Origin of the sequence: Streptomyces flavochromogenes (genome assembly GCF_000717595.1) — a bacterium.
Taxonomy (GTDB): Bacteria; Actinomycetota; Actinomycetes; order Streptomycetales; family Streptomycetaceae; genus Streptomyces; species Streptomyces flavochromogenes.
Genome location: NZ_JNZO01000018.1, coordinates 1 through 22,758, shown reverse-complemented (window position 1 = coordinate 22,758; position 22,758 = coordinate 1). Strand labels below are relative to the sequence as shown.

The following is a 22,758-nucleotide window of genomic DNA, read 5'->3' as shown; positions in this document are numbered from 1 at the left end:
GGGGTCTCGGGAACCGCCGCCCCTCACCCGTACCGGCGGATCCGGAGCCGACGCCCGGCCCCCGTACCGGCGGATCCCGGGAGCCGGCGCCCGCCGCCCGTACCGGCGGGCCTCAGGAGGCCCCGTCGAGCACCCTCACCGGAAGGCCCCGCATCGCCCCCCGCAACTCCGCCGCCAGTTCCTCGAATTCGGCGTGCCGGGCCGCGCCCGTCCGCATCGCGAGAGCGATCCGCCGGGCGGGGGCCGGTTCGGTGAACAGCCCGGTCCACAGGGCGTTGTTCCGGGCGGTCTCGACCGTGACGGCGGTACGCGGCAGCAGGGTCACCCCGAGACCGCCGGCCACCAGCTGCACCAGGGTGGAGAGCCCCGCCGCGGTGGTGGTGACCTCGGCTCCGTCCGTGCGCCCGGCCTCGCGGCAGATGTCGAGGGCCTGGTCGCGCAGGCAGTGCCCCTCGTCGAGGAGGAGCAGCCGCAGCTCCTTGAGGGCCTCGCGCGGGATGTCGTCCCGGCCGGCCAGCGGATGTCCCTGCGGGGTGACCAGGACGAAGTCCTCGTCGAAGAGGGGCAGTTCGGTGACCCCGGGCACCCCGAGCGGCACGGCGAGCAGCAGCAGGTCGAGCCGCCCGGCGGCGAGCCCCTCCAGGAGTGAGGAGGTCTGCTCCTCGTGGACCTGGAGGTCGAGGTCCGGGTAGCGCCGGTGGACGAGCCGCAGCACCGTCGGCAGCAGATACGGCGCGACCGTCGGGATCACCCCGAGCCGCAGCACCCCGGTGAACGGGGCCTGGGCCGCCTCCGCCTCCTCCATCAGCTCCGACACCGCGTCGAGGACCGCCCGGGCGCGGCCCGCGAGCCGCTCGCCCGCGGGCGAGAGCAGCACCTTTCTCGTCGTACGCTCGAGGAGCTGGACGCCGAGCGCCTCTTCGAGTGCCGACACCGCGCCCGAAAGCGCGGGCTGGCTCATGCCGATGGCGGCCGCCGCGTCGCGGAAGTGCAGATGCTCCGCCACCGCCGCGAAGGCTCTGAGCTGGGACAGGCTGGGCTGTTTCACACGTCGTGCCGGGATCACTGATAACCACCTTCGATCAACACGACCCACTCTAGCTATTTCACTGATCAATGCACTCCGTGCCATGCTGTGAGCCGTCCAACCCCCACGGAAGACCCCAAAAGGGACCCTTCCTGTTTGCAAGGAGAGCGCGTGCTCACTGTCGGTGACAAGTTCCCCACCTACGACCTGACCGCCTGCGTGTCGCTGGAGAGCGGCAAGGAGTTCGAGCAGATCGACCACAAGGCCTACGAGGGCAAGTGGCGCGTGGTGTTCTTCTGGCCGAAGGACTTCACCTTCGTCTGCCCCACCGAGATCGCCGCGTTCGGCAAGCTGAACGACGAGTTCGCGGACCGCGACGCCCAGATCCTCGGCGTCTCCGGCGACTCCGAGTTCGTGCACCACGCCTGGCGCAAGGACCACGCCGACCTGCGTGACCTGCCCTTCCCGATGCTGGCCGACTCCAAGCACGAGCTCATGAGCGACTGCGGCGTGCGCGGCGAGGACGGCTTCGCCCAGCGTGCCGTCTTCATCGTGGACCCGAACAACGAGATCCAGTTCACCATGGTGACCGCCGGCTCCGTCGGCCGTAACCCCAAGGAGGTCCTGCGGGTCCTCGACGCCCTGCAGACCGACGAGCTGTGCCCCTGCAACTGGAACAAGGGCGAGGGCACCCTCGACGCCGCCGCGCTCCTGTCGGGCGAGTGATCTGACATGGCTCTCGACGAACTGAAGTCCGCCATACCGGACTTCGCCAAGGACCTGAAGCTGAACCTCGGTTCGGTCATCGGCAACAGCGAGCTGCCCCAGCAGCAGCTCTGGGGCACCGTCCTCGCCTGCGCGATCGCCTCGCGCTCGCCGAAGGTCCTCAAGGAGCTGGAGCCCGAGGCCCAGGCCAACCTGAAGCCCGAGGCGTACCAGGCGGCCAAGTCCGCCGCCGCGATCATGGCGATGAACAACGTCTTCTACCGGACCCGGCACCTGCTGTCGGACCCCGAGTACGGGACGATGCGCGCCGGTCTGCGGATGAACGTCATCGGCAACCCGGGCGTCGAGAAGGTCGACTTCGAGCTCTGGTCGCTGGCGGTGTCCGCGATCAACGGCTGCGGCCAGTGCCTCGACTCGCACGAGCAGGTCCTGCGCCAGGCCGGTGTCGACCGCGCCACCATCCAGGAGGCCGTCAAGATCGCCGCGGTGATCCAGGCGGTCGGCGTCACCCTCGACGCGGAAGCGGTCCTCGCCGCATAGGGCGCCACACCGTACGACGAAGGGCCCCGGGGTTTCGACCCCGGGGCCCTTCCGTCACTTCTTGAGCGCCTGCATGAGGGCGAGCGCGTCCTGGGTCATCGGCACGTCGATGCCGGAGAGATCGACCGGCGGCGGCTCGATGAGCTTCCCGTCCACCTCGTAGCCGCCCTGGGCGTAGACCTGGAAATCGAACTCGGCCTGGCCGTCGAGGACCCTGAGCCGGCCGCCCTGACCGCTCTCGTCGTCGAAGAACGCCTGCTCGCCGACCCCTTCGACCTTCTGCAGGACACCGTGCTGCTGCGTCCGGGCCGCGAACTCCGGCCCCGGGTCGGTCACCTTGTGGAGGGTGTACGTGACCGAGACGCTCGGCCCGGCCTCCGCCGAGCCGAAGGTGATCTGGCACGACGACTCGCTGATCGCCGGTTCGTCCAGTGAGGGGCCGAATCCGGCGTCGATCCGCTTGCCGAGGGCACCGGCGAGCCCCTTGAGCTCCGCCACTTTGCAGAACTCCTCCACCGGCTTGTACCCGCCCAGATCGGGCCCCGGGTCCTTCTTCTGTCCGTACGCGTAGAGCCCGCCGCCCCACACCGCCGACGCCAGCACCGCGCCGCCGAGCGCCCACAGCCAGGGTCGCCGCGAGCGGGGCGGACGGGGCGGCGGGGTCTCGGTGAGCACCTCGGGGTCGTCGAACTCCACCGTGCCCACGAACTCGGGTTCCGATATCACTTGCTCTCCCCCGTAGCGGTGAGCGAGCCCGGCGCCGGCGTCGGAGCCACCTCGAAGGCGGTCGCCCCGTGGGGTTCCGGCGCGCTGCGCAGCGCCTGCTCCGTGCTGTACGCGCGCAGGTAACCGACCACGGTGTTGACGACGGCGACCAGCGGGACGGCGACCACGGCGCCGCCGATGCCGGCGGTCAGGCCGCCGGCCGCGACCGCGAGGACGACGGCCAGCGGGTGGACGCGTACCGCGCGTCCCAGGATGAAGGGCTGGAGCACATGGCCCTCGATCTGCTGCACGGCGAGGACGACGACCAGCACCATGAGCGCGGTGAACGGTCCGTTGGTGACAAGGGCGACGACGACCGCGAGGGCGCCGGAGACGACCGCTCCGACCAGCGGGATGAAGGCGAAGAGGAAGATGAAGACGGCGAGCGGTACGGCCATCGGCACGTCGAGGAACCACAGTCCGAGGCCGATGAAGACCGCGTCGATGAGGGCGACGAGCACCGTGCCCCGCACATAGGCGGTGAGGGTGCGCCAGGCGCGCGGGCCCGCGCCCGCGACACCGGGCCGGGCCTGGGCGGGGACCAGCTTGAGCGTCCACTCCCAGACCTTCTTCCCGTCGTAGAGCAGGAAGAGCGTGGAGAACATGGCGAGCAGGATGCCGGTCATCGCCTCGACGAAGACGGCGACGCCCTGCAGTCCGACGGAGGTGATCTGCTCGGCGTTGGCGCCGATGGTGTCGCTGAGGTTCTTCGCGATGTCGTTGATCTGGCGCTCGGTCACATGGAACGGGCTGTCGAGGGCCCAGCGCTTGAGCTCCTCGATGCCGTCCTTGACGCGGTCGGTCAGGTTGTCGATGTTGTCCATCACCTGCCAGACCACGAACCAGCCGACCAGGCCCATCACGACGAAGCCGGAGACGGCGGTGACGGCGGTGGCGAGCCCGCGCGGCAGGCCCTTCCTGCGCAGCATGGCCACGGTGGGCTGGAGCAGGGCGGTGATGAGGAGCGCGGCGACGAACGCGAGGACGACCAGCTGAACGGAGCTGATGACCTTCATCAGGACCCAGACGGTGCCGGCGAAGACGAGCAGGCGCCAACTCGCCTCGGCGGCCACCCGCATGCCCCACGGGATCGCGGCGGCGGGGTCGGGCCGGGCGGCGACGGCCGGTGCGTACGAGGGGGGTGCGGGGACGGAGCGGCCGGGTTCGCCGGCCGGGCCGGCGGCCGGCTCCGGGAGGGGCTCGGCGGTGTCCGGGTCCATGGCGGGGCGGGCGGGCACGGCGACGGCGACCGCCCCGGCCGCGACTCCGTCTCCGGCTCCGTTTCCGTTCACGCCCTCGGCGGCGGGGGCCGCGTCGGCCGGACGCCGCTCCTGCGGGTCCTCGTACGACGGGTCGAGCGGATCCGCACGCTCCGCCTCGGCCCGGCGCTCGTCGAGACGCTCACCCATGCGGCTCAGGCTCGCGCCCAGCCGTCCCAGCCACCCTGGCACTCTCGACATCGCTTTCCTCATCCCCCGCTCGCTCTTTCCCACCGTTCCCCCACCGTTGCCCCCGGAGACCGCGGGCATTCGAAACTACACGCAAGAAGCCCCTCACCGTAGGACGGTGAGGGGCTCCCCGAGGTTGAGCACGCCGTACTAGTACCAGCGGTGGGACAGCCAGAACGACCAGGCGCCGCACGGGCTGCCGTAGCGGTCGTTCATGTAGTTGAGGCCCCACTTGATCTGGGTGGCCGGGTTGGTCTGCCAGTCGGCGCCCGCGCTGGCCATCTTGTTGCCCGGGAGCGCCTGGACGAGACCGTAGGCGCCCGAACCCGGGTTGACGGCCTTGTAGTTCCAGGTGGACTCGTGGTCCACGATGTTGCTGAAGCACTGGAACTGGGAGGCCGGGACCATCTGGCGGGCGATCGCCTTGACCTCGGCGACGGAGTACGAGCCCTGCGCGCTGAAGGACGAGGCGTCGCGGACCGCGGAACGACTGGCGCGCTCTTCGGCCTCCTTGCGCTCCTTCTCGGCCTTCTCCTCGGCGGCGGCCTTGTCGGCCGCCTCCTTCTTCGCCTCGGCGTCCTGGGCGGCGCGGAGACGAGCCGTCTCCTCCGCGGACTTCTTGGCGACGGAGTCGGCAGCGGCGGCCTGGACGTCGGCCTGCTCCGAGAGGGACGAGACCTGTACCTGGGCCTGTTCGCCCACGGGGATGTCCGCGAGCAGCGTGGTGTCGGCCGCGGTGGCCTCGAAGTTGTCGTCCGAGGACTGAGCGGCGTTACCCGACGCAACGCCCATGACGGCGCCGACGGTGGTGACCGCAGTGGCCGAAGCCACCGCGAATCCCCGGACCGAGATCCGGCTCACACGGTTTCCTTCCAGCACGCCCGCACAGGTGACCACGCGGGCGAAATCGTGCCCCTGGCGCTGGTCTCCGACGTACTCGGTCACAGAAGACACGGGCCCGTGGTGCTGTGGGCGGCATACGGCGAACGGCTGTGGAGTTATGTGGTGCTTGTGCGCCTGAAGGTGCACGGGTGCCGTATGCGGGGCCTGACGGAAGCAAGACTTTGCCGGACGGCGATACCGCAAGGCAATTCTGAGTTGCGTGTGAAAGCTCACACCTGGGTCGGGGCAGGTGTTTTCGAAGATAAGGCGGACATGGGGGCGCCGCCCGGCTAAGCTCCTGCGCTCTGCCGGGCGGCGCCAACTTCCGTACGGGTACGGACGCGTACGAATCGGGTCAGATCTGACCGTCCTCCAGCATCTCCGTCACGAGCGCCGCGATCTGGGAGCGCTCGGAGCGGGTGAGGGTGACATGGGCGAAGAGCGGATGCCCCTTCAGTTTCTCGACCACGGCGACGACTCCGTCGTACCGGCCGACCCTGAGGTTGTCCCGCTGGGCGACATCATGGGTCAGAACGACCCGCGAATTCGCCCCGATTCGGGACAGAACGGTCAGCAGGACGTTCCGCTCCAGGGACTGGGCCTCGTCCACGATGACGAACGCGTCGTGGAGCGAACGGCCACGGATGTGGGTGAGCGGCAGGACCTCCAGCATCCCGCGGCCGAGGACCTCCTCCACCACCTCACGGCTCGCGACCGAGGACAGCGTGTCGAAGACGGCCTGAGCCCACGGGCTCATCTTCTCCGCCTCGCTGCCCGGCAGGTAGCCGAGCTCCTGGCCGCCGACCGCGTACAGCGGACGGAAGACCATCACCTTCTGGTGCTGACGGCGCTCCAGGACCGCCTCCAGGCCCGCGCAGAGCGCGAGCGCGGACTTGCCGGTGCCGGCCCGGCCGCCCATGGAGATGATGCCGACGTCCGGGTCGAGAAGCAGATCCAGCGCGATCCGCTGCTCGGCGCTGCGGCCGCGGAGCCCGAAGGCCTCCCGGTCGCCGCGGACCAGCCGTACGTTCCCCTCGGCGGTGATCCGGCCGAGCGCCTTGCCCCGCTCGGACTGGAGCACCAGGCCCGTGTGGACCGGAAGCTCGGCGGCCTCCGGCACGTACAGCGACTCCTGGTCGTAGAGCAGGTCCACCTGCTCACCGGAGAGCGCCAGCTCCGACATCCCGGTCCAGCCGTTGGCGTCCGTGATGGCCAGCTCGGCGCGGTACTCCTCGGCGAGGAGTCCGACCGACGAGGCCTTGATGCGCAGCGGCAGGTCCTTGGAGACGACCGTGACGTCGTACCCCTCCGCCTGGAGGTTCCGCGCGACCGCGAGGATCCGTGAGTCGTTGTCCCCCAACCTGTAGCCGGCGGGCAGTACGCCGGGGTCGGAATGGTTGAGTTCGACACGCAGGGTGCCGCCCAGCTCCCCGATGGGGAGCGGGGCGTCCAGGCGCCCGTACCGGACCCGGAAGTCGTCCAGGAGGCGCAGGGCCTGCCGGGCGAAGTACCCGAGCTCGGGATGGTGCCGCTTGGCTTCGAGCTCCGTCACCACGACGATCGGGAGCACTACCTCGTGCTCCTCGAAGCGCGACATGGCGTTGGGGTCGGCCAGCAGGACGCTGGTGTCGAGAACATAGGTGCGCCGGTCGGAAAGGCGGCGCTTCGTGCTGGTCACCACGGAAGGACAGACCCCCTCGGAAGACCCCTGTGAGGTCGGGGTGCGACGGAACCGGTGTCGCTGCGGAATGGGACCGGGTTCGGGCCTCCGTGCACGGGCCGAACCACGGCCCTCCGCTTCTCCCGTACGTGTCCCGCACGGTCGTCCTGGTGCAAGGGGCCTCCCGGGTGGCGGTCTCCGTGCCGCTCACTTCACCAGGGATATGCCCTCGAACAGGCTCTGCCATGCCATGGCATATGACGACGTGTTCGTGAACACGAGGTGATCGGTTCCGATCGGCTCCCCGGGGCGCTCCGGGGACCCGGGGGGACGCCGGGGATCAGGTTCCGTAACGCCGGTGCCGGGCGGCGTAGTCGCGCAGCGCACGCAGGAAGTCGACCTTGCGGAAGGCCGGCCAGTGCACTTCACAGAAGTAGTACTCGGAATGGGCGCTCTGCCACAGCATGAATCCGGACAGCCGCTGCTCGCCGCTGGTGCGGATCACCAGGTCCGGGTCGGGCTGACCGCGCGTGTAGAGGTGCTCCGAGATGTGCTCGACGTCCACGATCTCGGCGAGCTCCTCGAAGCTCGTGCCGCGTTCGGCGTGCTCCAGGAGCAGCGAGCGGACCGCGTCCGCGATCTCCTGCCGGCCGCCGTAGCCCACGGCCACGTTCACGAGTATCCCCGTGTTGTCGTGGGTGGCCTGCTCGGCCTCCTTGAGCACCGACTGCGTACGGGCGGGCAGCAGGTCCATCGTGCCGACGTGGTTGACGCGCCAGCGGCCGTCGGCGGCGAGCGCCCGCACGGCGTTCTCGATGATGCCGAGCAGCGGGACGAGCTGTTCCTCGGGCCGGTTCAGGTTGTCCGTGGAGAGCATCCAGAGCGTGACGACCTCGACGTCGGTCTCGGCACACCAGCCGAGCAGCTCCTGGATCTTGTCCGCGCCCGCCTTGTGGCCCTGCTCGGGCGTCCCGCCCGAGGCCTTGGCCCAGCGGCGGTTCCCGTCGAGGATGACCCCGATGTGCTTGGGCACCTGGGCATGGTCGAGGCGGCCTTCCACCCGGCGTGCGTAGAGCCCGTACACCAGGTCGCGCAGGTTCACTGTTCTTTACCTCTCCATGCAACGGCAGGCCCGCCATGCCGCGGCGGTCCGCAAGCGGCCACACTACTGCGGACGGGCGACAGGCTCCCAGCCCGGGACTGTCACAAGTCCGTGATAAGCAGAGATACGTGACTGATTCCCCCCTGTACCGCGCCGCCGCGGACCGTTACGACTCCATGGAGTACCGCCGCTCGGGCCGCAGCGGCCTCAAACTTCCCGCGATCTCCCTCGGCCTCTGGCACAACTTCGGCGACGACCGCGCGCTCGACACCCAGCGCGCGATCCTGCGCCGCGCCTTCGACCTCGGCGTCACCCACTTCGACCTGGCGAACAACTACGGGCCGCCGCCCGGCTCCGCCGAGCTGAACTTCGGCAAGCTCTTCGCCCAGGACTTCGCGCCCTACCGCGACGAGCTGATCATCTCCACCAAGGCCGGGTACGAGATGCACCCCGGCCCGTACGGCGAGTGGGGCTCCCGCAAGTACCTGCTGTCCTCGCTCGACGCCTCCCTGAACCGGATGGGCCTCGACTACGTCGACATCTTCTACTCGCACCGCTTCGACCCGCACACCCCGCTGGAGGAGACGATGGGGGCCCTGGCCTCCGCCGTCCAGCAGGGGAAGGCGCTGTACGTGGGTGTCTCCTCGTACAACAGCGAGCAGACCGCCGAGGCCGCGCGGATCCTGCGTGAGATGGGTGTCCCGGCCCTCATCCACCAGCCCTCGTACTCGATGATCAACCGCTGGACCGAGGACGACGGTCTCCTCGACACGCTGGAGGCGGCCGGCATGGGCTGCATCTCCTTCGTGCCGCTGGCGCAGGGGCTGCTCACCAACAAGTACCTGAAGGGCATCCCGGAGGGCTCGCGGGCCACCCAGGGCAAGTCCCTCGACCCGAACCTGCTCTCCGACGAGGTGCTGCGGCGGCTGCGCGGTCTCGCGGACATCGCGGGCCGGCGCGGGCAGTCGCTGGCGCAGCTGGCGCTCTCGTGGGTGCTGCGCGACGAGCGGATGACCTCTGCGCTGATCGGCGCGTCCAGCGTCGCCCAGCTGGAGGAGAACGTGGCGGCTCTCGCGGCCGCGCCACTGACCTCCGACGAGCTGACGGAGATCGACTCGTTCGCCGTCGACACCCAGGGCACGAACATCTGGGCCGGCCGGGGCTGACGCTTCCGGAGTGACCGGGGGCAGGCCCTGAGGGGATCCGGGGCAGGCCCCGGCGGGATCCGGGAAAGAAAAAACGGGCCGGTCCGTGGGGGGGATACGGACCGGCCCGAGGGGGGGTTTCCACCATAACCCTTCGATAGTCGTGTTGCGCGCCAGGTACGGCGAACGAACCGCGGCGAATTCGCCGGATCCCAGTCGGGACAAGGGATGGCGGGGGCTGTGGCGGGTTTGCGCCCCGGCGCGGCGGCGGAGTTCCGTCCCTCCGAAGAGGGACCGCCCGGGCCGGGCGCCGCGTTGACGGGGGCAACCGTCCGGGACGGTTCTCCGGCAGGTCAGGACCCGTACGCGCGGGCGGGCGAGCCGATGCCGCCACGGCGGGCGACGGAACGGTGACCGGCGGGCACGGGGTCACGGAAGCGCGGTGAACGCGCCGAGGAGGAGCCCCAGCAACCCGCCCGCGAGCATGAACGGGCCGAAGGGGATCGCCGAGGAGCGGTCGGCGCGTCGGAGGAGAACGAGACCGAGGCCGTACAGCGCGCCGAGCAGGAACCCCGCGAAGGCCCCGGCGAAGAGCACGCCCCAGCCGTACCAGCCGAGGGCGGCACCGAGAGGCAGTGCCAGCTTGACGTCACCGAAGCCGAGGCCGCTCGGGTTGACCAGGAAGAGCACCAGATAGGCCCCGCCCAGCGCGAGCGCGCCGAGCAGCGCGTGGAACCAGGAGCCCGCGTCGTACGGCAGGAGCTCGGCGACCCCGAGGAGCAGTGGCACCGCGGCGGCGAGCGGGAGGGTGAGACCGTCCGGAAGCCGGTGCACGCGCGCGTCGACACTGGCGAGGAGAACGGCGAAGGGCGCGCCGAGCAGCCAGACCGCCAGCTCGGGCCGGGGCCCGCCGGTGGCGGCGGCGAGCGCGGTGCACGCGAGCGCGGTGAGCAGGGGCGCGGCGAGCGGCCCGGGGGCCGTCGCGCACTCCTGCCGCCCCGGCCCGCCGAGCCAGCCGCGCGCGGGCCCCACGAGCACGTGCCCGGCGGGGCAGCGGTCCCGCCACGGCTCCTCGGGTGCCACGGAGAGCCGGTACGCGGCACGCGGCACGAGCAGCCCGACGGCGGCGCCCCAGAGAGCGGCGAGGGCGATCATGGTGACGTACACGGAGCCGACCCTAGGGTCGGCGGGCCGCTACGGTCTGGCGCATGGGGAAATGGGCGGACGGAACGGGGACGCTGGCGACCGACACGGTCGGGGAGGTGCCACTGGAGGTGGCGGCCTCGTACCGCGCGCGGCGGCGGGGGCTGCTCGGGCGGGACGGAATCGCGGGGGCGATGCTCATCGTCCGGACGAACAGCGTGCACACCTTCGGGATGCGCTTCGCGATCGACGTGGCCTACCTGGACCGCTCGTTCACGGTCCGCTCCGTCGTCACGATGCGGCCGGGGCGGCTCGGCATGATCCGGCCGCGCGGCCGGCACGTCCTGGAGGCGGAGGCGGGCGCGATGGCGGGCTGGGGGCTGCGGCCGGGGGTACGCGTGCGCGTGGAGACGGGGACCGGGCCCGGGAACCCGGACGGGGACCTCACGGCGGGCCCGACCCCAGCAGGGTGAGGGCCCCGTACCCGGCGGAGGCCAGCGCGAGCCCGGCGAGGACCGGCACGGCGGTACGGACACGGAGCCGCGCGAGGGCCACCGCCGGCGGGAGCAGCAGCCCGAACGCGGGCATCATCAGCCGCGGCCGGGAGCCGAAGTACGCGGCGCCGACGAGCGAGACGAACACGACGCCGATGGTGTGGACGAGCAGGGGCAGCGGCTGCCGCTGCCGTACGCAGAGGGCGACCAGCCATCCGAGCAGCCCGAGCGCCACGCAGAGGCCGAGGGCGGCGGGCCGCGGCAGGCCGGCGATGAACCGGGCGAGGGCGACACCGCCGTCGATGGAGTTGCCCCAGGCGGCCTGGACGTCGAAGTAGGCGGTCGCGCTGTCCTGGCGGACACCGACGTACGCGATGTACGCGAGCCAGCCGAGCGGCGCGATCAGGACCCCGGCCACCGTCCGCGGGGGCAGCCGCCGGTCGCGTACCAGCGCGACGAGTGCGGTGATCCCGAGGGCGGCGATCAGGGCGACGGCCGTCGGCCGGGTGAGCCCGGCGGCGACGCACAGGGCGCCGGCCAGGATCCAGCGCCCGCGCAGGACCGCGTAGAGCGACCAGGCGGCGAAGGCGGTGAACAGCGTCTCCGTGTACGCCATCGACTGGACGAACGCGGTCGGGTACACGCCCCAGAGGACGGCGAGGAGAACGCCTGCGCGGGTTCCGAAGGCGTGCTCTCCGCACCGGTACATGCCCCAGGCCGCGGCGAGCCCGGCCGTCCAGGAGACGAGCAGCCCGGCGGTGGTCGCGTCCAGCGGGAGGACGGTGGACAGGCCGCGCTCCAGGGCCGGGAGGAGCGGGAAGAAGGCCAGGTCGGGGTGGACGTCGCCGTTCGGCAGGGTCGCCTGGTACCCGTAACCGTTCTCGGCGATCCGCACGTACCAGACGGAGTCCCAGCGCCCCTTGAGCCGGTGCAGCCCGTCCTCGCCGGTGACGGCGGAGGCGATCGCGAGGACCGCGAGGCCGATGAGACGGGTCACGGCATACCCGCCGACGGCGAGGACGGCGGGGTCGAGGGTACGGAGGGGACGAAGGGGATGAGTGGTGCGGGTGCGACTGCCGAGTGCGGGCGGGGACGGCGGGGACATGCGCCCGATTATCCCGGCGGGGCGCGTGGCTCAGCCCAGCGGCCTTATGCGGACGAACTTCGCGGCCATGACGGGACCGAGCTGCTGGACGATGGCGTGCCCCGGCTCGTGCGGGGAGGGCAGGTCGCCGAGGAAGGAGGTGACGATGACCTCGTCGACGCCGAGGACACCACGGCAGCTCTGCTCCTCCAGGAAGGCGAGGGTGCGGCGCCAGTCGGCCGCGCACGGGGACTCGCCGAGGAAGGAGCGGACGGTGTCCTGGACCACGTCCCAGAAGAAGACGTGCGGCTGCACACCGCCCTGATGGAAGACATGGTTCTCGTACACGTCCCGGAACTCGGGGATCCGGGTGACGAGGTCGCTGACCAACTGCGCGCTCTGCGCGCTCTGCACACTCGGGGCCGCGCCCGGAGTCTCGCCCGTCGTCGTCATCTGTCCAGAATGCTCCTGCCCGACGAGCTTGTCCCCCCACCTTTGCGCTTTCCTGACGACGGCTTTCGGCAGGTTTTCCACAGGGGGTGCGAAGTGTCCCTCTTCCGTGGATCGTTGGGCGTATGTACGAGTTGGCGATCCTCGCCAGGGGCGGGGTCCTCCTGACGGTCTGGGCGGTCGCGGCGGGCTGGCCGCCGGGCCGCCTGGCCGGCCGTCTGCGCGGGGACGGCTGGCAGCGGATCTGCCGGGGCGCGTGGGCGGCCCCCGGGAAGGAGGTGGACTGGCGGGTGCGGGCGACGGCCCTCCAGCTCCTGCGCCCCGAGTGGGTGTGCAGCCACGGGACCGCGGCGCGGCTGCACCGCATCGAGCGACTGGGGGCGCCGGGACCGGTCGACCGTCTGGACTTCACCGCCCCGGCACCCTCCCGTTCGACGGACGGCGAGGGGACACGGGTGCGCGTCCACGGCACGAGATTCCTGACGGCCGGCGACGGGTCGATACGACGGGGCCTGCGGACGACGACCCCGGCGCGGACGGTCGGCGACCTGATACGGGCGGCCGGCAGCCGGGAGGAGGCCGTGGTCGTCGCCGACTCGGCACTCGCGCGGCGGGCGGTCGAGGGGGTGCGGCGCGAGGCACTCGTCCGGCACGAGGACCTCACCGCCGAACTCGCGGCGCCCCGGCGGGGAGCGCCCCGCGCCCGGGCCTGGCTGCGGCTCGCCGAGCCGGCGTCGGGCTCACCGGCGGAGACGGTGGCGAGGCTGCGGATGAGGGACGCGGGCCTGTTCCCGGAGTGCCAGCCGCTCCTGCGGACGGCGACGGGGCCTCCACTGCGCCCGGACTTCCTGTTCCGCGCGCAGGGCCTGGCGGTGGAGATCGAGGGCTTCGCCTTCCACGGCACCCGCCGGGCCCACGAGCGGGACGTGGCCCGCTTCAACGCGCTGCAGTCCTGCCCGGAGATCCGCCGGGTGCTGCGGTTCACAGCGGGCGAGGTCTTCCGGCATCCGGACCGGATGACGGCCACGATCAGGGCGGCGCTCGCTCTCTGACGAGGAGGACCAACAAGACGCACGATAAAGTCCGTTGGCTGCGACGAGATCACCACGGCAGCATGTCTCCCCGTACACCGCCGCCACCCACGGCCCGCCGTCGGAAGAAGGACGGCCGGAGGTCGACCGGAGGGCGGACGGAGGCGATCTCCGGCGACTGTGCCCGGGCGGCCAGGGTCGGCGGCTTCACCGAGGCCGAGATGTCCAAGTGGGACCTCCCCGCCAAGACGGTCCTGTGCGTCCTGACCGACAAGGGGAACATCGCCCGGGTCGTGATCACCGGCTTCATCGGCGGCAACCCCCAGTCCACGGTCGCACCGCCGACGCAGATCACCCTGGAGGTCACCCTCTGGAAGCCGGGCACCTGACCGTCCGACCCTCTGGCCACGACCCCGCCGATACCGGTACGCCCGGCCGGCGGGGCCGGCGCGCAGGGCGCGGCCGTCGCGGAGGATCCCGCTACGGCGGCGCCTCAGGCTGCCCGCGGACCTGAACTCCCGGTGTCGAGGCCCTCCCTCAGGGCGCGACGGGTGGCGTGGTGCGGGGGAACGAGATCTCGACGCGACGGTTCTTCTTGCGGCCCTCCTCGGAGCCGTTGTCGGCGATCGGGTAGTCCTCGCTGTAACCACGGATGTCGAAGGTCGTGCCCGGGTCGAGGCTCCGCGCGAGGACCTGCTGCACGGCGACGGCCCGCTCCTTGGACAGCTTGAGCCCGTGCTCGTACGTACCGAGGTTGTCGGTGAACCCGAAGACGCGGACGCGGCCGGAGCCGAGCTTGTTGATCTCGGCGGCGATGGCGGCGATACGGGCGTTGGAGGCGGCCCCGAGCTTGGCACTGTTCTTGGGGAACAGGACCTCGGCCTGCAGCGCGAACGTCACGTCCACGTTGGTGTCCTGACGGCGCTGCTCACCGCCCTCGTCCTCGACGATCTGCTTGATGTCGAGCACCTTGGCGGGCGCGAGGGTGGCGCCGTCGGGGAGCATCAGCTCCGGGGAGTCGGGGTCGATGACCGGGGGCGGGGAAGCACTGGCGGCGGACCCGGGCGGATCGTCGGCATACGCGACGGGCACGACGAGGGGCCCCAGGGCGACGGAGGCGACCAGAAGGGCGGCGAGGCGGCGGGATGTCGTCGTCATGGCGTCGCCTCAGGAGAGTTTGAGGGTGGCGGGTTCGAAGGTGGGGAGCTGGAAGGAGACGTCGGTGGTGGTGGCGGGGGGTGCGGGGAATTGCAGAAACACCGGGATCGACAGGTCGGCGCCAACACTGGACAGTCCGGAAGTGGTCAGCGGGCGCCCGTCCGTGTCCCGCAGCACGTAGTACCGCTTCTTACCGACAGAGTCGACGAGCGTGGCTCCGCCCAAGGAATTCCCGTGCTTCACCACCTCGGTCTCGTCACCGCTCAAGCGAGAGGGAACGATCGTCGCAGTACTGGACGTGTTCTTCAATTGACCCTTGATGGTGAGGAATCCGCCCGCATCTCGCTCAACGGAGTTGATGGCCAACTCAAGCCCCTTCTGTCCCTTGGTGACAGCAACGACTTCAGTGGGCGCCTCCGTGCTCCGCGGCTCTTGACCCGCCTGGGTCTGCTGGGATGAGGAAGTGGCCACGGCCGGCTTGTCCGCCTTCGGCTTCTCCTCCGCTCCGCAGCCGACCGCGAGGAGAGCCACCGACGTGATCGCCAGAGAGGCCAACCCCTTTCGCGCGTACCGAACATTCATGATGCGTGCTTCCTTTACTCGTCGTCGCCGGCCAGTCGGACAGTGAAGAGATCCTCATTGCTGGGCAGCTCCGGATCGTCGGGATCGATCGTCCAGGCTTCGCCGTCACAGGCAAGCCCGATGATCGGCTCGGGCTCCTCGCCCGGTTCCGTAGGTTCCGGGTCCGGTTCGGTCTCTTCCGGTTCAGGCTCTTCCGGCGGCACAATGAAGCATTTCGGCTCGATCACGGCCTTCGCGGAGGCGGTGGCGTGCCGCGTCTCTGTTCCCGGGACGATGGAGCGGCCGACGCTTTCGCGCGTTTGCACCGTGATCCTGAAGCCCTGTTGTCCTGACAGAGGCAGACACTTGTCTCCCGACAGGTCCGCACCGTTCCTTGCAGCGAAGTCGGCCGCCGCCTGGCACGCCAAAGGCCCGTCGTAGGCCCTCCCCTGGAGGAACTCGTCCCACTGCCCTGGGTCGAGAATGACGGCGAGCCACCCGTCACGGAGCTGGTCCCGGGCATCCTGCGCGGCGGCAAGCGCTGCCGCGTCCGCGGCAGTCTGGGCGCTGTTGCGCGTAGCACCAGCTTGCCCCACCACAAAGTAGACGAACCCCAGAAACAACAGCCCCGCTACGGCCGCGATGTAGACCGGAAAGGCCTGGCCCGCGTCGCCCTTGCCTCGACGCGCGACTACTAGCCGCCCGTGAGCTCGGTGATCTTCGTAGCAATCGCATCCTTGATCGACTGCCCGATATCCGTGCCGGTGATCGCGACAACGATCGCCACCACCACCACGATGATCCCCAGATACTCCACCGCCGTCTGCCCGCGATCCCCTCGCAGCAGTCGCGCGGTCACTCCCACCTTGGCCCTCGTCAGGGCCTTCAGCATCGCGTCGTTCATCGTGGTCCCCTCCGCGTTCAGACGCCTGCGCACGGTCACGGTACGCCGGCCCTCCGGTCGGCGCACAGGGCCCGTGGGCCCCTCTGTGGGCCCTGGTCATCGGGTGGGCCTGGAGCCCAGCAATGAGGCTATGGCCTCGGTACCGGTGTGGGTGCGGAGTTTGGCGAAGATTCGGTCGGCGCCTCTGACCGGCCTCTTCGGGATCGCGCAAGTCGCCGCACCCGTCCGGGCGTTCACGCCCATCACTGCCACCCCCTCACACTCCGTCCCCACTCTTCCACACTCCGTTGCACGCGCGAAGAGCCCGTCTCACAGTGCGGCCACATTCGGACAGGCGCGCCCCTCACTCGCCCGTCACCGACCCGAAGTCCGTTCCCGTGCCCAGGAACAGACCCGCGCCCAGCAGGATCATCGTCGCCGGGACCATCAGCGTCGTGATGACCATCGTCGCCTTCGGGACCGCCTTCGCCGCCTTCCTGCGCGCGTTCTGCGCGTCCGTGCGGCGCATGTCGTTCGCGATCTGTATCAGCGTGTCCACGATCGGCGCGCCCAGCTCCTCGCCCTGCTGCAGCGCCGTCACAAACTGCGCCACCTGCTCCGAGTCGTTCCGGCGGCGCAGCTCGTCGAAGGCCTGGCGGCGACTCACGCCCATGTCCATCTGCCGGAGCGTGATGCGGAGTTCGTCCGCCCAGGGGCCCTCGTACTTCTCCGCCACCCGTTCCAGCGCCTGCCGGAAGCCCAGGCCGGCCGAGACCACGACCGCCAGTACGTCCAGGAAGTCCGGCAGCGTGCGTTCGATCTGGTCCTTGCGGATGCGGACCGCCGACCAGATGCCGACCTCCGTCCAGAACGCGCCGAACGCGAAGAGGAGGACCGCGACCAGGAAGGATCCCCTGCTCAGCATCAGCAGGCCGCCCAGGACCCCCAGGAAGCCGTAGACCGCCCGCCTCGCCCCGTACCGGTCGATCGTCAGGCCGCCGGGGTTTCCGGCCAGGTCGATCCGGCGCCGGACGGCGTTGACCCTCTTGGGGCCCATCAGGCGGAGCACGGCCGGCGACCAGCGCATGCCGAGGCGGTCGACGGCCGAGTCGACGGCCCCGGTGCGGGTGGCGCCGACCTCCAGGGCGAGCCGGAGGTCGTCGGGGAGCTTGGCGTCCGCACGGTAGAGGCGGATGCCGTACGCGGCCCCGGCTACGGCGAGGCCCGCGAGGAGGGCGAGGAGGAGGTCCACGGCGGCAGTCCCGTCCCTACACGTCGATCTTCGAGAAGCGGCGGATGGCGATGAAGCCCACCACGTACAGGGCGAACGCGGCGACGACGGCGAACTGCCCCAGGCCCGAACCGGTCATCCGGTCCAGCGCGCCGGGCTGCATGTTGTCGATGAGCAGAAGCGAACCGACGCCGATGACGGGGACGGAGTACGCGGTCATGCTCACCTGCGAGAGCTGGGTACGGACCTCGCGCCGGGTCTCCTTGCGTTCCTCCAGCGTCTCGGTGAGGTTCCGCAGGGAGGACACGACGGTGCCGCCGGCCCGGTTGGCGAGGACCAAGGTGGTGACGAGGACGACGAGTTCGCGGGACGGAAGGCGTTCGGCGAGTTCTCCCAGGGCGTCGTCGAGCGACGTTCCGACGGCCAACTGCTGCGCCACTTTCTCCAGTTCGTCTCCGGCCGGCGCCTCCATCTCGTCGGCGGCCAGACTGAGGGCCATCCGGAGCGCGAGGCCGGCCTGCGTGGCGTTGGCCAGGATGCGGGAGAGTTCCGGGAGCTGGTTGATGAACTTCTCGATGCGTTTCTGACGCTGCCAGCCGAGATAGCCCATGGCCACCCAGACGCCGAGGAGGCCGCAGATCGGGCCGAAGAACGGCGACAGCGCGGACTGGCCGACGACCCACAGGACCGCCACCGTCGCCGCCAGGGCCACCGTGAACTCGCCCGGGGTGATGTCGAGACCGGTCGCCGCGATCCGCAGCTCCAGCTTCCGGCCGAGGGCCGTCCGGCGGACGCGCCGGTCGACGCCCTGGAAGCGGCGTCTGCGACGGCCGGTCGCCTCGGGCGCGCCCGACTCGTCGAGCCGCGCGACGAGCGCCGCGTGCCGGCGGGCCCCGCTCGCGTACAGCTGGATGCCGATGATGCCGAGGACGCAGCAGAGCAGCGCGACGCCGATCGTCAGCCAGAAGGGGTCGATCATGTGCCTTGCTCCTCGTCGGCTCTCGTCGGCATCAGTCGGCTTCTCGGGTGGTGAGGTGGGCTTCCGTCACGGCCACGCCGAAGGCCTGCGGAATGGGCTGGCCCGCCAGATAGAGCCGTTCGGCGACCCGCCTCGGCAGCGGGTGGTAGGTGAACTGCCCGTACACCCGACCGTCCGCGGCCACCGGCTGCGCCTGGAAGCGGCACACCGTGGCGAGCAGGAAGCGCTCGCGCCCGTGGGAGGCGAGGACGGAGATCTCGGTGATCCGACGGGTGCCGTCGGGGTGCCGGGTGAGCTGGACGAGGACGTCCACGGCGCTGTTGATCTGGTCCCGGAGCGCCTCGAACGGCACCTTGACCTCCGACATCGACGCCAGCGTCTGGAGCCGCATCAGGGCGTCCTCGGCCGAGTTGGCGTGGACGGTGGCGAGCGAGCCGTCGTGGCCGGTGGACATCGCCTGGAGCATGTCGAGGGTCTCGCCGCCGCGGACCTCGCCGACGATGATCCGGTCGGGCCGCATGCGGAGCGAGTTGCGGACGAGATCGCGGATGGAGATGGCTCCGCGGCCCTCGATGTTCGGCGGGCGGGCCTCAAGACGGATCACATGGGACTGCTGGAGCTGGAGTTCGGCCGAGTCCTCGATGGTGATGATCCGCTCGCCGTCGGGGACGAGACCGGAGAGGGCGTTGAGAAGGGTGGTCTTGCCGGTGCCGGTGGCGCCCGAGACGATCAGATTGAACTTGGCCTGAACCAGTCCCGACAACAGGAGCAGCATCTGCTCGTCGAGCGAGCCGAGGCCGATCATCTCGTGGAGGGTGTACGCCCGGGGGAAGCGGCGGATGGTGAGGGTGGCCCCGGTGAGCGAGAGCGGCGGGATGATGACGTTGACGCGCTCGCCGGACGGCAGCCGGGCGTCGACCATCGGGTTCGACTCGTCGACCCGGCGGTTGACGGTGGAGACGATCCGCTCGATGGTCTGCATCAGCTGGTCGTGGGAGGCGAAGCGGAGCGGCAGCAGTTCGACGCGGCCGGCCCGCTCGATGAAGATCTGGTCGGGGCCGTTGACCATGATCTCGGTGATCGAGGCGTCTTCGAGGAGCGGTTCGAGTACGCCGAGACCGAGGGCCTCGTCGACGACACGACGGATCAGCTGGGCCCGCTCGGCGGTGGAGAGGACGGGCCCCTCGCGGCTGATGATGTGCCCGAGGACGCGCTCCAGACGGGCGCGCCGCTCGGCGGCCGCGAGCGCGGACATCTCGGTGAGGTCGATCTCCTCCAGCAGTTTGGCGCGGAAGGAGGCGACCAGATGGCCGTCCTCCCTGGCCGCCGCGCCGCCTCCGTGATCCTCGGGGGCGTTGATCCGGGCCCGCAGACTCATGATTCGTGGTCCCTTCTCACTCGTCCTCCTCGTCGGGCAGGGGCATGGTGGCGGTCTTTGTCACTTCGCCGAAGTTCTTCACGAAGGGCACGACGGACGGGATCGTCACGGTCACGGTGACGGTGACCTCGTCGCCCCCCAGGGAGCTTTCGACGGAAGGGTCGACCCAGCCGCTCACGGCGGCGGTGGCGGCCGTCCGGGCGTCGGGCCCGTCTTCCGCGTCGCTGCTCTCCGCCCGCGCGGCCGCGCGCGCCGCCGTGCCCGCCTGCTGCGCGGCGTACGCGGCGATGCCGAGCTGAAGCCCGGCGAGGCCGACGATCAGCAGGATGGGCAGGAAGCCGAGGTACTCGATGGCGGCCTGGCCGCGGTCGCGGCGGGGGCGCCTCGTACGGACGCCAAGGGCAGCCCGGTGCGGGACGTTCGGAGCCGTCCCCGCACCGCCGCACGCGGCGGCCCGGCCTCGCCACCGGAACGCCCTCCCCGCACCGACACCCGTGGCAGCCCGGCCTCGCCACCGGAACGCCCTCCCCGCACCGACACCCGTGGCAGCCCGGCCTCGCCACCGCAGCGGCCTTCCCGCGCCGACGCTCATGGAACCCTCTCCTCGGATACCGCGCCCGCCTTGCCCCGTACCGTGAAGAGCCCGCCGACGCCCGGGACCAGGACGGGCACCTGGATCTCGACGACGGCCGTCACCATCCCCGCGCTCGTGGAGCAGCTGGGCCGCGCGCCACCGGCCCAGGCACCGTCCAGGTGCCGCAGCGCCGCCTCGCCGCAGTCGTCGCCGACGGCGGCCGCCCGCGCCGCCTCGTCCGCCGCGTTCCCCGCGAGCGTGTACGTGTACCCGACCAGGACGATCTGCCAGAGCAGCGCGAGGGTGAGGAGGATCAGCGGCACCATGCCGAGGAACTCGACCGCCACCTGCCCCCTGTCGTCCCTGCCCGCGCTCTGGTGGATACGCATGGTTCAGCGTCCTCCGGCGCGGCGCCGCAGCCCCAGCGAGCCCCGGTCGCCCGCCCGCGCGAGCTGCTTGCCGGGCTGGCCGGCCGCCGGCGCGGCGGCCGGCGCCTGGACCAGGCCCAGCTCGCCGGCGAGGGCCCACAGCGCCTGCTTGACCGTCGACTTGGCGTCGAGTTCGTGCAGCCGGCCCGCGTCGACGACCGCCTGGAGCTCCTTGAAGTGGGCGGGGACGGCGACGCCCGCGACCCGGGTGCCGGTGATCTTCTGGACGAGGGGCGGCTGGATCTCGGTGGAGCGGTGGTGCCGGTTGACCAGGGTCACCGTCTCCTCGGCCTTGCGGACCTGGAGCCGTTCCCACATGCGTACGGTCCGCTTGGCCGCCCGGACGGCGACCACGTCCGGGGTGGCGACGAGGACGGCGGTGTCGGCCATCTCGATCGCGGCGGCGTTGGCACTGTTGAGCTGGGAGCCGCAGTCGACGACGACGACCTCGTGCCGGCCGCGCAGGGCACTGACGATCTGGCGGGCGGCCCGGTCGGTGACCTCCTCGCCGCGTTCGCCCTCCGCCGGGGCGAGGAGCAGGGAGAGGCCGGTCTCGTGGACGTACACGGCGTCCTGGAGGACGCGCGGCGAGATGTCGGCGATGGAGGCGAGGTCGGCCACGGAGCGCCGGAACTGGACGTCCAGGTACGAGGCGATGTCCCCGCTCTGGAGGTCCATGTCGACGAGGGCGACGGTACGCCCGGAGGCGCGGGCCGCGAGGGCGAGGTGGACGGCGGTGACGGTGGCGCCGACCCCGCCCTTGGCGCCGCTGACGGTGACGACGGTGCCGCCGGGGCCGGTGACCTGGTCGGCCCCCGCGCCGAGGTGGCGGCGGACGCCGACGGACCACTGGGCGGCGGCCTGGACGCGGCTGGCGAGTTCCTCGTAGCCGAGGGGCAGGGTGACGAGTCCCCGCGCGCCGGAGTCCATCGCGGCGGAGAAGAGGACGGGGCTCGCGTCGGCGGTGATGAGGACGACGCCGACGGCGGGGAAGCGGAGGGCGACCTCGCGGACGAGATCGAGCGCCGGGACGGGTCCGATCCGCTCGTGCACCAGGACGACCTCGGGGAGTTCGTCGAGCGAGGCGGCGGCGAGCCGCGCGAGGGTGTCGACGAGCTGGGTGGAGTCGGTGACCGGGAGGGCGGGCTCGGCGTCGGGAAGCTGCCCGATGAGCGTGGTGACGGACCGGGCCGCGTCGGGGTCGCCGACGGCCGGCAGGATCCTCGTGGTCATACCGGCCTCACTTGTCCTTTTCGAGCGTGTAGGTGCGGTCGCGCTGGTCGGCGGGGGCGCCGCCGGTGGTGGGGGCGACCAGGGCGAGGCGTACGTGCTCGGCGAAGGACTCGGCGTACGCGACGCGCTGGGCGTCGAGGGTGGAGAGGGCGAAGGAGATCGGCACGGCCTCGTTGGCGCGTGCGGAGCTCTGGGAGCTGTCCCTGATCGGGGTGAGCTTGCCGACGTCGAGGACGCGGGCGCCGGCGACGATCATGCGGGACTGGGCGGCCTCGCCCTTCTTGTCGCCCGCGAAGGTGGCGTAGATGTTGACGGTGGCTCCCGCGGTGATCTTCCCGGCGACACCGGTGGCGGCGTCGATCATGATCGCGATCTCCTGCTGGCCCGGCTGGAGTTCGGGCTGCTCGACGATCATGTCGGACTGGAGGAGCGATCCGGCCTTGAGCCGGGTGACCGCGATCCGGCCCTGGATCTGACGGAGGTCGGTGACGGCGGTCTCCGAGAGCCAGCGCTTCGGCATGGTGATCTTCTCGAACTGGCTCGCCTTCAGGGGGGTGTACGGCTCCACGTCGCCCTTGATGCGGTACGCGGTGGTCTCCGGGCCGACCTTGGAGTTCACGTCGCTGATGACGGCGAGCACACCGGCGAAGGCGCCGAGCGCGCACAGGACGGACAGCAGCAGCAGGATCACGCCGCGGCGCTGGCGGGAGTTCATGGCCGTACTACCTCGATCGGAGACGTGGGTCCGGGGCGGACGGGAGTGGACGGTCGGGGGCGGGAGGAGGGGGGCCGGAGGGGGGCGAGGGGCTGCTGAGGGCAGGGCCTGTCTCTTATAC

25 protein-coding genes and 1 pseudogene are annotated in these 22,758 nt (G+C 71.1%); 6 read left to right on the top strand and 20 right to left on the bottom strand.

The window, feature by feature from the left end:
- Positions 1–112 precede the first annotated feature (112 nt).
- Positions 113–1,048 carry a LysR substrate-binding domain-containing protein gene (locus IF00_RS0121865; protein ID WP_245234605.1) on the bottom strand — a complete coding sequence of 312 codons (936 nt, stop codon included), beginning with the start codon at positions 1,046–1,048 and terminating at the stop codon, positions 113–115.
- Positions 1,049–1,198: 150 nt separating this feature from the next.
- Here IF00_RS0121865 and IF00_RS0121860 point away from each other — a divergent pair, with 150 nt between their 5' ends.
- Positions 1,199–1,753 (top strand): peroxiredoxin, encoded by a 555-nt coding sequence (locus IF00_RS0121860; protein ID WP_024758658.1) that lies wholly within the window; start codon positions 1,199–1,201, stop codon positions 1,751–1,753.
- Positions 1,754–1,759: 6 nt separating this feature from the next.
- A complete protein-coding gene (locus tag IF00_RS0121855) occupies positions 1,760–2,293 on the top strand; it encodes an alkyl hydroperoxide reductase (RefSeq protein ID WP_030320545.1) in 534 nt (177 codons plus the stop codon).
- Between the two features lie 54 nt (positions 2,294–2,347).
- Here IF00_RS0121855 and IF00_RS0121850 read toward each other — a convergent pair whose 3' ends face one another.
- From IF00_RS0121850 to IF00_RS0121830, 5 genes are all read right to left on the bottom strand, one after another.
- A complete protein-coding gene (locus tag IF00_RS0121850; RefSeq protein WP_030320544.1) occupies positions 2,348–3,019 on the bottom strand; it encodes a hypothetical protein in 672 nt (223 codons plus the stop codon).
- Positions 3,016–4,518 carry an AI-2E family transporter gene (locus IF00_RS0121845; RefSeq protein WP_030320541.1) on the bottom strand — a complete coding sequence of 501 codons (1,503 nt, stop codon included), beginning with the start codon at positions 4,516–4,518 and terminating at the stop codon, positions 3,016–3,018. Before IF00_RS0121845 ends, IF00_RS0121850 begins: the two co-directional genes overlap by 4 nt.
- Positions 4,519–4,656: 138 nt before the next feature.
- A complete protein-coding gene (locus IF00_RS0121840) occupies positions 4,657–5,367 on the bottom strand; it encodes an aggregation-promoting factor C-terminal-like domain-containing protein (protein ID WP_030320539.1) in 711 nt (236 codons plus the stop codon).
- A gap of 376 nt (positions 5,368–5,743) precedes the next feature.
- The gene (gene phoH2, locus IF00_RS0121835; RefSeq protein WP_030320537.1) at positions 5,744–7,069 is read right to left on the bottom strand and encodes an RNA 5'-3' helicase PhoH2; all 1,326 of its coding nucleotides are present in this window, start codon (positions 7,067–7,069) and stop codon (positions 5,744–5,746) included.
- Positions 7,070–7,388: 319 nt separating this feature from the next.
- Positions 7,389–8,150, bottom strand: a complete 762-nt coding sequence (locus tag IF00_RS0121830) for an isoprenyl transferase (protein ID WP_030320536.1) — start codon at positions 8,148–8,150, stop codon at positions 7,389–7,391.
- Between the two features lie 128 nt (positions 8,151–8,278).
- Here IF00_RS0121830 and mgrA point away from each other — a divergent pair, with 128 nt between their 5' ends.
- Positions 8,279–9,316 carry an L-glyceraldehyde 3-phosphate reductase gene (mgrA, locus tag IF00_RS0121825; protein WP_030320534.1) on the top strand — a complete coding sequence of 346 codons (1,038 nt, stop codon included), beginning with the start codon at positions 8,279–8,281 and terminating at the stop codon, positions 9,314–9,316.
- A gap of 408 nt (positions 9,317–9,724) precedes the next feature.
- Here the strand turns inward: mgrA and IF00_RS0121820 are convergent, their stop codons facing one another.
- On the bottom strand, positions 9,725–10,462 hold the full coding sequence (locus IF00_RS0121820; protein ID WP_030320533.1) for a prepilin peptidase: 738 nt from the start codon (positions 10,460–10,462) through the stop codon (positions 9,725–9,727).
- Between the two features lie 41 nt (positions 10,463–10,503).
- Between IF00_RS0121820 and IF00_RS0121815 the strand changes: the two genes are divergently transcribed.
- Positions 10,504–10,911, top strand: coding sequence for a DUF192 domain-containing protein (locus tag IF00_RS0121815; RefSeq protein WP_051820547.1), 408 nt, complete (start codon positions 10,504–10,506; stop codon positions 10,909–10,911).
- On the opposite strand, the gene IF00_RS0121810 is transcribed toward IF00_RS0121815, so the two are convergent.
- Both IF00_RS0121810 and IF00_RS0121805 read right to left on the bottom strand, forming a co-directional pair.
- Entirely contained in the window at positions 10,883–12,037 is a 1,155-nt protein-coding gene (locus IF00_RS0121810) for a glycosyltransferase family 39 protein (RefSeq protein ID WP_030320530.1), read from the bottom strand. The genes IF00_RS0121815 and IF00_RS0121810 overlap by 29 nt on opposite strands.
- Positions 12,038–12,067: 30 nt before the next feature.
- Complete coding sequence (locus tag IF00_RS0121805; RefSeq protein WP_030320528.1) at positions 12,068–12,469, bottom strand: hypothetical protein; 402 nt, start codon at positions 12,467–12,469, stop codon at positions 12,068–12,070.
- A gap of 122 nt (positions 12,470–12,591) precedes the next feature.
- On the opposite strand from IF00_RS0121805, the gene IF00_RS0121800 reads away from it, so the two are divergent.
- Together IF00_RS0121800 and IF00_RS45745 are read left to right on the top strand one after the other, a co-directional pair.
- Complete coding sequence (locus IF00_RS0121800; RefSeq protein ID WP_030320527.1) at positions 12,592–13,518, top strand: hypothetical protein; 927 nt, start codon at positions 12,592–12,594, stop codon at positions 13,516–13,518.
- 62 nt (positions 13,519–13,580) lie between these two features.
- The gene (locus tag IF00_RS45745) at positions 13,581–13,886 is read left to right on the top strand and encodes a hypothetical protein (protein ID WP_158710512.1); all 306 of its coding nucleotides are present in this window, start codon (positions 13,581–13,583) and stop codon (positions 13,884–13,886) included.
- Positions 13,887–14,034: 148 nt separating this feature from the next.
- Here the strand turns inward: IF00_RS45745 and IF00_RS0121785 are convergent, their stop codons facing one another.
- The 11 genes and pseudogenes from IF00_RS0121785 to cpaB form a co-directional block, all read right to left on the bottom strand.
- Entirely contained in the window at positions 14,035–14,655 is a 621-nt protein-coding gene (locus IF00_RS0121785) for an OmpA family protein (protein WP_030320526.1), read from the bottom strand.
- 9 nt (positions 14,656–14,664) lie between these two features.
- Positions 14,665–15,237, bottom strand: coding sequence for a hypothetical protein (locus IF00_RS0121780; RefSeq protein ID WP_030320525.1), 573 nt, complete (start codon positions 15,235–15,237; stop codon positions 14,665–14,667).
- Positions 15,238–15,251: 14 nt separating this feature from the next.
- Positions 15,252–15,869 (bottom strand): annotated as a pseudogene (locus IF00_RS0121775) (pilus assembly protein TadG-related protein); the annotation flags it as partial.
- Positions 15,870–15,910: 41 nt separating this feature from the next.
- Entirely contained in the window at positions 15,911–16,120 is a 210-nt protein-coding gene (locus IF00_RS0121770) for a hypothetical protein (protein ID WP_078944822.1), read from the bottom strand.
- Between the two features lie 343 nt (positions 16,121–16,463).
- On the bottom strand, positions 16,464–17,351 hold the full coding sequence (locus IF00_RS0121765) for a DUF5936 domain-containing protein (RefSeq protein ID WP_030320523.1): 888 nt from the start codon (positions 17,349–17,351) through the stop codon (positions 16,464–16,466).
- A gap of 16 nt (positions 17,352–17,367) precedes the next feature.
- Positions 17,368–18,309, bottom strand: a complete 942-nt coding sequence (locus tag IF00_RS0121760) for a type II secretion system F family protein (protein WP_030320522.1) — start codon at positions 18,307–18,309, stop codon at positions 17,368–17,370.
- A 31-nt stretch (positions 18,310–18,340) separates the two neighbouring features.
- Positions 18,341–19,687: a TadA family conjugal transfer-associated ATPase gene (locus IF00_RS0121755; protein WP_030320521.1), complete on the bottom strand. Its 1,347-nt coding sequence runs from the start codon at positions 19,685–19,687 to the stop codon at positions 18,341–18,343.
- A 16-nt stretch (positions 19,688–19,703) separates the two neighbouring features.
- Positions 19,704–20,279, bottom strand: a complete 576-nt coding sequence (locus IF00_RS43945; RefSeq protein WP_078944801.1) for a TadE/TadG family type IV pilus assembly protein — start codon at positions 20,277–20,279, stop codon at positions 19,704–19,706.
- Positions 20,276–20,650 (bottom strand): TadE/TadG family type IV pilus assembly protein, encoded by a 375-nt coding sequence (locus IF00_RS0121745; protein ID WP_030320517.1) that lies wholly within the window; start codon positions 20,648–20,650, stop codon positions 20,276–20,278. Before IF00_RS0121745 ends, IF00_RS43945 begins: the two co-directional genes overlap by 4 nt.
- 3 nt (positions 20,651–20,653) lie before the next feature.
- On the bottom strand, positions 20,654–21,922 hold the full coding sequence (locus IF00_RS0121740; RefSeq protein ID WP_030320516.1) for a CpaE/TadZ family protein: 1,269 nt from the start codon (positions 21,920–21,922) through the stop codon (positions 20,654–20,656).
- A 7-nt stretch (positions 21,923–21,929) separates the two neighbouring features.
- Positions 21,930–22,637, bottom strand: coding sequence for a Flp pilus assembly protein CpaB (gene cpaB / locus IF00_RS0121735; RefSeq protein WP_030320514.1), 708 nt, complete (start codon positions 22,635–22,637; stop codon positions 21,930–21,932).
- Positions 22,638–22,758: the final 121 nt, after the last annotated feature.